Origin of the sequence: Pseudomonas sp. LG1D9, assembly GCF_002949995.1 — a bacterium.
GTDB lineage: Bacteria > Pseudomonadota > Gammaproteobacteria > Pseudomonadales > Pseudomonadaceae > Aquipseudomonas > Aquipseudomonas proteolytica.
The window spans coordinates 572,812-584,868 of the sequence record NZ_CP026881.1; the positions used below are offsets into that span (position 1 = coordinate 572,812).

Below are 12,057 nucleotides of genomic sequence, written 5' to 3' on the forward strand. Positions count from 1 at the left end.
TGCAGATCCTCGAAAGGGATTTTTTAGAAGTGTTTGCACTGTGCGCCCCGCCCAACCTGATCGTCTTGCCCCTGGCTGCCGCCGGTTTTGTTGCTCCCTGCCAGGGCTTGCGGCGTGGCGGCCAGGATCAATTGCCTGGCACGCAGGTGAAAGACTTGTGCCGCCGACGCTCGTCCTAATGCGCCCTCAACTTCATCTTGCTGGGGACTATAACAATGGAGCACACACTCAAAACCCGCCACCTGCACCCGGCTGTCGGCCTGGGGCTGGCGCTGTTGATCGGCCAACCTGCGGCCCAGGCAATCGAACTGTATGCCGACGACGACACCACCGTCACCGGCAACTTCCTGGCCGTGTACGGCATGTTCAACAGCCGCAAGAACTACGAGGGCAGCCCGGGTGGCTCGACGTGGCGGGAAGGCTTTATCAAGTATGGCTTGAGCGTCGACCAGACCCTGGGCGGCCTGGGCAGTGTGTATGGCACCGCCAACCTGGTGAGTTCTGGCACCTGGGGCGATGGCGATGCCTCCCGTGTGACCGACGGCAGCGAGCGCACCACCAAGTTCGACGAAGCCTTTGCTGGCTGGCGCTCGGGGGACCTGTTGCCGGCGTTGGGCAAGGATGGCCTGGACCTGTCGTACGGGCGCCAGATCATCACCGTGGGCGATGGTTTTATCATCAATGACGACGGCCCGAACCTGGGCAATGGCGTGGCCGATGGCGAGTTCGACCGTGGCGGCGCCTATTACATCGCGGCCCGGCATGCTTTCGACAAGGCTGCGGTGGTGCGCCTGGGCGGCAAGGACGGCTTGCACGGCAGCCTGATGTGGATCGAGTCCGACAACCGCGCCCAGGCCCTGACCGAGATGGCCATCGGCACCCTGGAATACAGCGCCGCACCGGGCACCCTGGGCCTGACGTACCTGCATGGCATCGATGTGGACGAGCGCTATGCCAGTGACGTGCAAAAGCAGCGCAAGGGCATGAACCTCTACAGCCTGCGTGGCAGCGGGAATGCCGGGATCGACAACGCACACTTCTCGTTTGAATACGCCTGGCAGGACAAGGACCCAGGCCCAGAAAAAGCCTGGTACGCCGAAGCCGGCTATACCTTTGCCGACCTGCCCTGGTCGCCGGACCTGACCTACCGTTATGCGCGCTATTCGAAGAATTGGGATGCACTGTTCGCCGGTTTCAACCGCGGTTATGGCACCTGGGTCCAGGGCGAAGTGGCGGGCAACTACTCCGGGCCCTACAACACCAACACTGCGGTGCAGCATGTAGCACTCAAGGTCAAGCCGCTGGACAACCTGACCCTCGGCGCGCTGTTCTTCGACTACCAGACCGTGAGCAAACGCAACATGCTCGACCTCGATGGCCGCGAACTGGACCTGTATGCCGAATGGGCGGTGAATGACCACCTGATCATCACGCCGTTGATTGGCCTGTACCAACCGGACAAAGACCAGGACAACGGCGGCAACCAGGTCGGCGGTAACGGCACCAACGTGTACAGCCAGTTGGTGGTGGCTGTGCCGTTCTGAGGTTTGGTTGTGGTGTGACTGGCCTGTGATGGCGCTTCCTGTGGCGAGCGGGCTTGTCGGAACGCCGCATCGCCCGCGCTGGGCTGCCAAGCAGCCCCAAAACCTGCCGCCGCAGTTTGTCTGAAGAACCGCAGCGGGTTTATGGGGGGCTGCTGCGCAGCCCAGCGCGGGCGATGCGGCGTTCCGACAAGCCCGCTCGCCACAAGGAAATCTGCTCCCCTAAAAAAGCCTGCTCCCCTAAAAGAAAGCCTGCTCAACACAACAACCCTCCCCCCGGCAGATGGCAGCCACAGGCATGCGCCCCGGCAGGCACAGTCAAGCTGTAGCCGCCGGCGTTGGTTAGCCTCGGGTTTTCCTTTTTGATCAGGAACACCCCATGAGCGATATCGCGCTGCTGCCCCAGGTCGAAGCCTTCTTGCGTCGAGACCACGGCCTGTTTATCGACGGTGGCTACGTCCCCAGCCAATCCAGCCAGACCCTGGAGGTGATCAACCCCGCCACCGGCCAGGTCATTGCCACGGTCGCCGATGCGCAAGCCAGTGATATTGAACGGGCGGTGACGTCTGCCCGGCATGGTTTCAAACAATGGTCCCAGGTCGCGCCCGCGGTCCGTGGCAACGTACTGCTCAAACTCGCCGACCTGCTGGAACGCAACCGCGAGGAACTGGCGCAGATCGAGACCTGCCAGTCGGGCAAGATCATCCAGATTTCCCGCGCCTTTGAAGTGGACCAGGCCGCGCATTTCCTGCGTTATTACGCGGGCTGGGCAACCAAGATCAGCGGCCAGACCCTCACCCCATCGCTGCCCTCGTTTGCCGGCGAGCGCTACACCGCCTTCACCCTGCGCGAACCGGTGGGTGTGGTGGTCGGCATCGTGCCGTGGAACTTCTCCACCATGATCGCCATCTGGAAACTCGCCTCGGCCCTGGTGACCGGTTGCAGCATCATCATCAAGCCCAGCGAGTTCACCCCGCTGACTCTGCTGCGCATTGCCGAACTGGCCGTGGAAGCCGGCCTGCCCGCGGGCGTGCTGAACGTGCTGACTGGCGGTGGCCAGGTGGGCAAGGGGCTGATCGAACACCCTGGCACTGACAAGGTGTCGTTCACCGGCTCGGTGCCCACCGGCATTGCGGTCGGCCGCGCGGCCATGGGCGCCGGCCTGACGCGGGCGACCCTGGAGTTGGGTGGCAAAAACGCGGCGGCGTTCCTGCGCGATGTGCCGCTGGAAACCGCCGTCAACGGCATTATCGAGGCCGGGTTCCTGCACTCGGGGCAGATCTGTGCAGCGGCCGAGCGCTTCTTCGTCCATCGTTCACAGGTCAACCCCGTCATGGAGGCCCTGGCCCAGCGTTTGAGCGCATTGAACATCGGCTCGCCGCTGGATGAGCGCACCGAATTCGGCCCGGTCACCCATCGCCAACACCAAGCGAAGCTGGAAGGTTTTTTTGCCACCGCCCGCGCCGAAAACAACACGATTATCTACGGCGGCCAACCGATGGATCGCCCCGGTTGCTACGTCGAGCCCACGGTGATCCTCGCCAACAGCATCAACGACACGCTACTCACCGAAGAAACCTTCGGCCCCATCGCCACCTTCCTGCCCTACGACGACGAGGAGGAGTTGCTGGCACTGATGAACCACACTGCCAGCGGCCTCAGCGCCAGCCTGTGGACCAACGACCTGGGCAAGGCCCTGCGTATGGTCCCGGCCATCAACGCCGGCACGGTGTGGGTCAACATGCACACCCTGCTCGACCCGGCCGTGCCATTCGGTGGCAACAAATCCTCGGGGATTGGCCGGGAGTTTGGCAGTGCGTTTATCGAGGACTACACCGAACTCAAGTCGGTGATGATGCGTTATTGATCACCCTGGGATCAGCGCCTCCGCCTCGATCTCGATCAACCATTCGGGCAGCGACAGGCCGCTGACGATGATCCACGACGACGGCGGCGGGTTGTTCGGGAAACGCTCGCGCAAGGCGGCGGCGATAGGCTCCTGCTGATCGCGGGCGGACTCCACGATGTACAGGCGCAGCATGATCACATGGGTCAGATCCCCCGCGGCCGCGGCCAGGACCTTTTCGATATTGTCCAGAGCGGTGGCGGTCTGCTCGGCGATGCCCGGGCCGACGGTGCGTTCGTCAGCGTCCACACCTACCTGGCCGGACAGTAGAATGCGTCGGCCATCGCGCACTTCCATGGCCTGGCTGAAACCGTATTGCAGGGAGTTGAAGACTGTCGGGGGATTGATGGTTCTTCGTTGCATGACGACTCCTTGTTGTCTGTAGGAAACAAGGCTACCTCAACGGTTTTTCTGGCTCTTGGAGAAGTTGCATATTTCAACATCTGGAAACAGAACGCCTTGCAAACAGCCTCTCTCCTGCCTATATTCGCGCAAGGCGCCATCTACGCCACCCTCCGCGGAAAGGGCTGCGCCCAAGACATGACTGCCTATCCCATCACTACGACTCCCAACCTTAAAGCGGACAAGGTTTGTGCAAGGAGATCGTATGTCGCAACGCCCCGTCTCACCGTCCACTGACGGCCGTATCAACCTTGAGCAGCAGCGCAAGCGCGCCAAGGAGCTTTTACAGCGTATGAAACAAGGCACGGCGCCCGATGAACTGGCGCAGGTTGCCCACCCGCCGCCGACCCTGTCCGATGCTCAATGGCTGATTGCCCGACAGTTGGGTTTCAGCAGTTGGCCAAAACTCAAGGCCCATGTGGATGCGGTGGACTTCGCCGCCAGCCACCCGGGCTTCGAGGCCAGTGATGAAGCGCGCACCACCCATTGGCGTTGCGGCAATGATATTGCCCACAGCCTTGGCGTGGCCGGGTTCAAGGGGCGCTTTCGGATGCTCAGTGATCCGCTGTGCATGGGCCCGGTCCAAGCCTTGCCCGCCGAGGCCTACCGGGCGACGCGGGCGCGTTTCATCAGCCAGGCGTTTACCCTGGACGTGGCAGATGCCGCGCGCCGCCTGGACGATGAGTACACCCATCTCGAGGAACTGGGCAGCGCCGATCACTGCGTGTTGTGGTGCGAAGCCGATGGCTATGACCAGTTGTTTTTGATCCGTGCCCTGGCAGGTCTTGACCATACGCCCACCAGGCTGGAGCTGATCGAAGTCGACCACATACCCGGCGTACAACGCTTTATCGGTATCGGCCAATTGGCGCCGCAGGTATTGGCGTGGCTGTGGCCCCAACGTCGGCCGGTCGACGAGCCGATGCGCCAGTTGGCGCGGCAGGCGTGGACGGCCTATTGCGACAACTCGCCCGTGGCCCTCGCGCAACTGGCCCGCGCGCCCCACCCCGCCATGCCCTTGCTGGCCCCGGCACTGCGTCGGCAGTTGCAGGAGCTGCCCGGCGCGCATGACGGTTTGTCGCTGACCGAGCGCCTGGCCCTGGAGTATCTGGCCGAAGTCGGCCCCACGGCGTTTGCCCGGGTGTTCGCCGAGCTGATGGCCAAGCGAGACCCCCTGCCCTTTCTTGGCGACATGATGTTCCACGCCCTGATGCGGCCGCTGATCGACGGCGCCGCTCCTTTGCTGACGGAGTCCGACGCCGACCGGCCATGGCCTGAACGTACATTGGCGCTGACACCGCTGGGCGTCAGGGTGCTGAATGGCCGCGCGTACTGGCCCGATCACGCAAGCCACCCGCGTTGGGTCGGTGGCGTGCAGATCGTACCCGGCCAGCCACACTGGACGATTGACGCCGAGGGCGTGCCAGCCTGGCGGGCTAACGCCCCTGGCTGAGCATCTGCAGGGTGTAGCGCAAGGACGCCGGCAACATCGGGCCATGCCCCAGCCCGGTAAAGGTCAGGTGACGCACGTGTAGCCCATCCACCTGATGGAGTGTGCCCAGCAACGCCTTGAACGCCGTGTCACTGGCCTCTTTGGCCGGCGACACGGCTCCCGGGCTGGCCGGTTCCTGGTCGCCACGCATCAGCAGCAAGCGGGGCTGGCTGCCCCGCAGGCGTTGCGCCAGGCCGTTGGCCTCTGCCGTCATCAGCCCCTGGTTCCACCATAACGAAGGACTCGCGGCCGCGTAGTCATCGAAGGCTTGTGGGCGTGTCAGCAAGGCATGCAGCACCAGCAGACCACCGTAGGAGTGCCCCCATAGCAATTGCCGCTGTGGGGTGATGCTCAGGCGCTGATTGATCAGCGGGCGAACGGTCCCGGTCAGCAGGTCAAGAAACACATCCGCACCGCCACTGGGCACGGCAGTCAAAGGGTCCCGCTGTTGCATGGCGCTGCCGACTTTCGGCGTGTAGTCAAAAGTACGTGCAGTACGCTCGATGCGCAGCGGCGTGGCATAGCCCACGGCGACCAGCACCGGAGGCGCCACACTGTGTGCCAGTCGGTCCAGGCTCTGGCTATCCAGCGCAGCCATCGCGGCGTTGCCATCGAGCAAGTACGCCACTGGGGTGGCGTCACTCACCGTCGACGGCTGCCCCAGCCAGATCCGGTAATGACGGGCGCCATCGGCCGAATCCAGCTCCAGGCTGCTGAAGCTATAGGCACTGGCTTGGCGCAACACCGGCGCATCCATCAACTGATCCGGCGCGGGCCGGGCAACCGCGAGCGGGGCAATCAGCAGCAGCGCCAGGCTGATCCAGCGCCCCATCAAAAGGACGCCGTCAGGCTGGTGTACAAGGTGCGGCCGGACTGGTTATAGGTCGCGGCACCCGCCCCTTCGATATTGGCCACGCCCTGGGCATTGCCTTCGCGCCACAGGCGTTTGTCGAACAGGTTGTCGACGCCGGCTGTCAGGCTCAGGTTCTTGCTCAAAGCGTACGTGCCGCTGACGCCGGCAATGGCATAGGGCGATAATTGGTTGTTGCCCGAACCCGTCACGCGATCGCCGTGGTAATCGTATTTTTTCGGGGTTTGCTTGCCGTACCAGGCCACGCTCATTTGCAGGGACAGGGCATCGCTGGCCTGCCAGTCGAGCATCGAGTTCAAGGTGTACTTGGGCGCGACAGACAGCACATCGCCGGTCTGCTTGTTTTTCGATTGCAGCATGTAGGTGAAGTTGTTGGTCCAGTTCAACTGCTCGGTCAACGGCAGGGCCAGGGTGCCTTCCAGCCCTTCGACCAAGGCCTTGGGCACGTTTTCCCACTGGAAAATGCTTGCGTTGGCCGTGGTGCCGGTACCACCGCTGGCGTTGCCGACCGGGGTCAGGCCCGACTCGATTTTGTTTTTGTAGTCGTTACGGAAGTACGTCAGGCCGGCGACCACCCCCTCGTTGCGGTACTCGATCCCCAGTTCCTTGTTGACGCTGGTTTCGGCGTCCAGTTCGGCATTGCCTTGCAGGTAGCAACTGGTGGTCTGCCCGTAACAACCCTGGCCATTGCTGTACAGCAAGTAGTTGGGGTTGAGCTGGTAGAGGTTGGGCGCCTTGTAGGAGCGGGCGATCCCGGCTTTCAGGGTCAGGGTGTCGGTGAGCACCTGGGACAGGTTCAGCGATGGGCTCCAGTTGTCGCCCACGATGTCGTGGTGGTCCATGCGCAGGCCGGGGGTCAGGCGCGTGCCGGGGCGCAGTTCAATGTTGTCTTCAACGAACACCGAGAAAATCCGCGCCGAGGACGAACTGCTGCGGTTGCTCCCGGCCAGCCCCGGCACGCTGCCGCCGGCGGTGGTGGTTTGCACGTTGGAGCTGGGGTCATCCAGTTGCTGCTCGACCCACTCGGTGCCCACGGTCAGTACCTGGTCCACCCCGGCATGCAAGGGCAGGCTGAGTTCGCCGTGGGCGGTCAGGTCGCGCAAGACGCTGGTATTGAAGTTGCTGCTGGAGAAGATCCCTTCGGTGCCGCCCGCCAAGCCCTCGCTGATCCGGCTGTTGCGGGTCTTTTCGTATTGCAGGTAGGCCAGGCTGGTACCCAGGTCCCAGTCGCCGCGATGGGTCACGGCGTAGGTCTCGCGGTACATCACGTTGGTCTCGTGGCCGAGCAGTTTTTTCACATTGGCGTTGCTGTTGGTGTTCTGGGTGTCACCGGTGTAGATGTTGCCCTGGCGGCTGAAGCCGGCTTCCAGGTCCAGGGTTTGCTCAGGCGTCATCTGCCAGCTCAACAGGCCGTTGACGTCCTTGTTGCGCACCCCTTCGCGCCCCGCCGGCAAGGTACCGACCTGGTTACCGGTACGTTTGGATTCATGGCCGCTGTTGATGTCGGCGTCGTCGGCATTGGTTTTCGCCACGTTGCCATATACCCGGTAGCTGAGGGTGTCGGTCAGCGGGCCGTTCAGGCCGAAGTTCATACGCTGGGTCTCGCCTTCGGCGCTGTGCTGGGCGAAGTTGTGGTAAATGGTTGCCGAGCCGTGGGTCTCGGTACCGGGTTGTTTGGTGATGATGTTTACCACGCCACCGGCGGCACCGTTGCCGTAACGGGCGGCAGCCGGGCCACGGATGACCTCGATGCGCTCGACCTGGTCGGCCGGCACCCAGTTGCTGTCGCCACGGCTGTCCCGCTCGCCGCGCCAGCCATAGCGCACGGAGTTGCGGCTGCCCACCGGCTTGCCATCGACCAGGATCAGGGTGTTTTCCGGGCCCATGCCACGGATATCGATCTGCCGGTTGTTGCCGCGTTGGCCACTGCTGGAATTGCCTGTGAGGTTGACGCCGGGCATGGTGCGGATGATGTCCGACAGGTCATTGGCCGGTGGGCGCTTCTTGATGTCTTCGGCGGTGATGATCGACACACCGGGCGCCTGCTTGATCTCTTCCTGCGCCGTGCCCAGTACGGTCTGGGTTTGCAGTTCAAGACGCGCGGGCGTCTCGGGCTCGGCGGCAAAGCTGCTGACAGGCAGCAGGCTCCACATACTCAGGGCTAGCAGGGACAGGGGCGGCAAGCGGTGCATGGGAAGATCTCCGGAACGTCAAGCCCACCGATAGCGGTAGGCCAGCAAAGATCGCAGATGATAATCAGATGCAATTGCGAGTAAAGAACATTAACTTTCTAAACATTTGCCGCCGCCACCCGCAGGTGCATGCGCAAACCTTGCGTGCCATGGCTGGCCCACAACTGGCCGCCCTGCAGTTCGATAGCCCGCCGGGCAATGCTCAAGCCCAGGCCAAAGCCGGTACCGGGCGCACCGTCCAGGCGCAGGTAGGGTTCAAAAATCCGCTCCAGGTCGGCTTCGGCAACACCGGGGCCGTGGTCTTCGACGGTCAGCAGCCACGTATCGCCTTCACGCACGCCGCTCAAGCGGATCACTCCGCCTGGGGGTGAATGGCGGATTGCATTGCGCAGGATGTTTTCCAGGGCCTGGGCGAAGCTGTTGAGGTGGACCCTGACTTCGCACGCACCGTCCACCTCGCACACCAGCGCCTGCAATGGCCAGTCGGTCTCGAAATGCGCGTCCTGCACCAGCGCTTCCCACACCGAGGCCACCCGCACATCCTCGGCCCCCAGGCGCGGCTTTTCGGTGTCCAGCCAGGCCAGGTTGAGGGAGTCATCCACCAGGCGCCGCATCTCCTCGACTTCCCGCGTCAGCCGTTGCTCCAACTGTTGGCGCGCCAGGCCGCTTTCGCTGGCGATTTTCAAGCGGGCCAAGGGCGTGCGGATTTCATGGGACAAGGTGCGCAACAGTTGGCGCTGCTGCTGCAGGCTCTGGCGCAGGCGCTCGGCCATGTGCTCGTAGGCGCGCGCCAACTCACCCAGTTCATCACCGCGCCGGGTCACGGAACTGCTGGCCAGTGGCGCCAGGTCACCGGCACTCAGGGCGTTCGCGCGCTCGCGCAACTCGTTCAACGGCACCACCAAGTGGCGATACAGCAACAGGCCCAGGCCCAAGGCCAACACGACCGGTACCACACCGTGGGTAAACAGGTGCGTCCATGGCGTGAGCCCCGGTGGCAGCAGGCGCTCGGGCAGTTGCATGACCAGGCGGCCGCGCTCCGGGTGTTGCGCAAAGGCGATGCTGACATAGGGCAGTTCATCCTCCAGGCGCTTGCTCATGGGCCAACTGGGCTTGCGCATAAAGGTCAGGTGGCTGACCTCGGCCGCCGTCAGCGGCTGTGTGCCGAGGCTTTGCAGGAATGGGTCGAGTACACCCACCCAAGTCTGCTCACGCTGTTGCAGAGCCTGGCGCCATTGCTCCACGGCCTGGGCGTCGCCCGTGGCGGCTATCTCTTCGGCCTGGGCGGCGTAGGCAGTCAGGACGTCGCGGTCGGGCTGCTCAAGAAAGTAAGTGCTGCGCTCGACCTGCAAGCCCCAGCCCCACACCAACCAGACCAGCAGCAAGCAGAAACACACTTGCAACAGTGCCATTTTCCATAGCAGTGGATGCCGGCGCTGCATCAGCCCAAGCCTTCGCACAGCAGCACATAGCCCTGGTGACGCACCGCCTCGATGCGCACGCCCTGCAGGTTGATCGCCGCCAGCTTGCGCCGCACATTGCACACATGCACATCCAGGCCACGATCGAGCCGCGTATAGGCGCGGTGCAATACATGCTGGTACAGGAACGCTTTGGACAGGGGTTCGCCGGCATGCTCATGCAGCGTGGACAGCAAGCGGAACTCCGAATTCGTCAGGCCTGCCGGGCATCCGTTGAACATCACATCCCGAGCGCTTACATCCAGATCCAGCAGTGCTGGCCTGAAGACCCGAGTGCCGCGATCAAGGGCCACCCGCCGCAATAGTGCGTCGATCCGCACATCCAGTTCGGCGAGGCTGAAAGGCTTGGGCAGATAGTCGTCCGCGCCTTGGCTGAATCCGGTGATGCGATCCTGCTCGGCGCCCAGGGCCGACATCAGAATCACCGGCGTGCCCCGCTCGCTGCGCAAGCGCGCCAGCACCTTCAGACCGTTTTCGTTGGGCAGCATGATATCCAGCAGGATCAGTTCGACTGCCGGGTCCAGGGCCATGCTCAAGCCCTGATCACCGCAATGCGCACTGCTCGTGGCAAATCCACGGCGGCTCAGGTGGGTACAAAGATGGGTGCACAGCTCGACGTCATCCTCGATGACCAGGATGCGCGCGGAAGAAGATGTCATAGGCAGTGGATGATAACTGTTCACAATTAGGCCAGTTTCTCACCCGGAGAAACATTGCGCAACGAATGGTGCGTGTTGTGCTGTTCGAGCGCCGATTATCAATATTTTGAAGAAACTGAATGCATCGAACCTGGGCTTTTTCAGTTAAACACCAGCAATCAAGCTATCTCCTCGTTAGGTCACCTCACCGGATACAGGAGAATCATCATGTCGAAAACCACCGTCAGCCAGTTCATGCAAACCCTCCATCAACGTCTCACAGAGTTATGGGATACCTGCGCCCGCGCAGGGGGCACACGGTCATGACGCGCTTGCTGCTGGGCGCTGCCATGCTGGCACTGCTGGTTGGGTGCAGCGCCGCCAAACAGCCCGAACTGGACGTCGCCGTCCAAAGCTCCGGGCAGATCTGGAATGCCGTGGCGCACTACAGCGGCCGCACATTTCTCTCCGGCCCCCGTTGGAGCGGCACCCAGGGGCCGCAACTGACGGCAGTTGACCAGACTGGCCAGCACCGCGCCTATCCAAACAATGCCTGGAACAACTGGGCGCCTGGGTTGGATGCTGCCAACGCCTTTGTGAACATCAATGCCTTGCGCCTGGAAGGCAACAAACTGTGGGTGGTGGATACCGGCTCACCCGAGTTCGGCGGCAACCCCGTCCATCAGGGCGCGAAGCTGGTGTGTATCGATCTGCTTACCAATCAGGTGGTTCGGACCTACTTCTTCGCAGCGGATATCGCCACCGCCGGCAGCTACGTGGATGACGTGCGCTTCAGCGCCGGCATGGCCTTCCTCACCGATGCGGGAAATGCGGGAATTATTGTCGTGGATCTGCAAACCGGCGCTGCCCGCCGCGTGCTGAACCAGCACGCCTCCGTCGTCGCCCGGCCTGACCGGGACTTGATCCTCGACAACCAGGTGGTCAAAGCCCCTGATGGCGACCCCTTGCGCGTCAACGCCGACCCGCTGGAAGTCAGCGTTGACGGCGTCTGGCTGTATTACGGCCCGCTGCAAGGCCCGTGGTCCAAGGTGCGGATCCAAGACCTGGCAAACCTGGCCCTGACCCCGCAGCAACTGGCCGCGCGGGTGGAATTTTTTGCCGATATCCCGGCAACCGGCGGGTCGGTCATGGATGCACAGGGCAACCTGTACTTTTCCGACCTGGCCCACGACGCCATTCGTGTGCGCCGCACTGACGGACAAATCGAGACCCTGATCGAAGACAAGCGCCTGCATTGGGTTGACGCCCCCTTCCTGGACCAGGATGGAACACTGTGGCTACCCACACCACAGATGGACCGGGTCGCGCTGTTCAACAAGGGCCAATCCCTGGTGCAGTGGCCGGTGGGGGTTTATCGCTTGTCGACACGTCACTGATCAGCGCCCATGCAAATTGCTTAGCGCTTTCACATCCCTTTCACAGTTGGGCGCATAGGGTGGTCCCAGCTCCTAGTGAAAACCTTTAAGCCCGCACTCCCCATCGCGGGCTTTTCTTTGTCTGGGGTTTGGCGTGA

General features: G+C 62.9%; 9 protein-coding genes. 4 read left to right on the forward strand and 5 right to left on the reverse strand.

The genetic code is table 11. The features are described 5' to 3' along the window. The first annotated feature begins 215 nt into the window (after positions 1 to 215). Entirely contained in the window at positions 216 to 1,544 is a 1,329-nt protein-coding gene (locus C5F71_RS02780; protein WP_070995059.1) for a hypothetical protein, read from the forward strand. 376 nt (positions 1,545 to 1,920) lie between these two features. Beyond that, positions 1,921 to 3,408: an aldehyde dehydrogenase family protein gene (locus tag C5F71_RS02785; RefSeq protein WP_104910582.1), complete on the forward strand. Its 1,488-nt coding sequence runs from the start codon at positions 1,921 to 1,923 to the stop codon at positions 3,406 to 3,408. Here the strand turns inward: C5F71_RS02785 and C5F71_RS02790 are convergent, their stop codons facing one another. Continuing rightward, the gene (locus C5F71_RS02790; RefSeq protein WP_104910583.1) at positions 3,409 to 3,810 is read right to left on the reverse strand and encodes a RidA family protein; all 402 of its coding nucleotides are present in this window, start codon (positions 3,808 to 3,810) and stop codon (positions 3,409 to 3,411) included. Between the two features lie 244 nt (positions 3,811 to 4,054). Here C5F71_RS02790 and C5F71_RS02795 point away from each other — a divergent pair, with 244 nt between their 5' ends. Then, positions 4,055 to 5,302: a DUF1835 domain-containing protein gene (locus C5F71_RS02795; RefSeq protein WP_104910584.1), complete on the forward strand. Its 1,248-nt coding sequence runs from the start codon at positions 4,055 to 4,057 to the stop codon at positions 5,300 to 5,302. On the opposite strand, the gene C5F71_RS02800 is transcribed toward C5F71_RS02795, so the two are convergent. From C5F71_RS02800 to C5F71_RS02815, 4 genes are all read right to left on the reverse strand, one after another. After that, positions 5,286 to 6,173 (reverse strand): alpha/beta hydrolase, encoded by an 888-nt coding sequence (locus tag C5F71_RS02800; protein ID WP_104910585.1) that lies wholly within the window; start codon positions 6,171 to 6,173, stop codon positions 5,286 to 5,288. The genes C5F71_RS02795 and C5F71_RS02800 overlap by 17 nt on opposite strands. Further along, entirely contained in the window at positions 6,173 to 8,404 is a 2,232-nt protein-coding gene (locus C5F71_RS02805) for a TonB-dependent siderophore receptor (protein WP_104910586.1), read from the reverse strand. Before C5F71_RS02805 ends, C5F71_RS02800 begins: the two co-directional genes overlap by 1 nt. 98 nt (positions 8,405 to 8,502) lie before the next feature. Continuing rightward, positions 8,503 to 9,846 (reverse strand): sensor histidine kinase, encoded by a 1,344-nt coding sequence (locus C5F71_RS02810; RefSeq protein ID WP_104910587.1) that lies wholly within the window; start codon positions 9,844 to 9,846, stop codon positions 8,503 to 8,505. Further along, positions 9,846 to 10,544 carry a response regulator transcription factor gene (locus tag C5F71_RS02815; protein ID WP_104910588.1) on the reverse strand — a complete coding sequence of 233 codons (699 nt, stop codon included), beginning with the start codon at positions 10,542 to 10,544 and terminating at the stop codon, positions 9,846 to 9,848. Before C5F71_RS02815 ends, C5F71_RS02810 begins: the two co-directional genes overlap by 1 nt. Before the next feature lie 302 nt (positions 10,545 to 10,846). Here C5F71_RS02815 and C5F71_RS02820 point away from each other — a divergent pair, with 302 nt between their 5' ends. Then, a complete protein-coding gene (locus C5F71_RS02820; RefSeq protein WP_256588089.1) occupies positions 10,847 to 11,920 on the forward strand; it encodes a major royal jelly family protein in 1,074 nt (357 codons plus the stop codon). Positions 11,921 to 12,057: the final 137 nt, after the last annotated feature.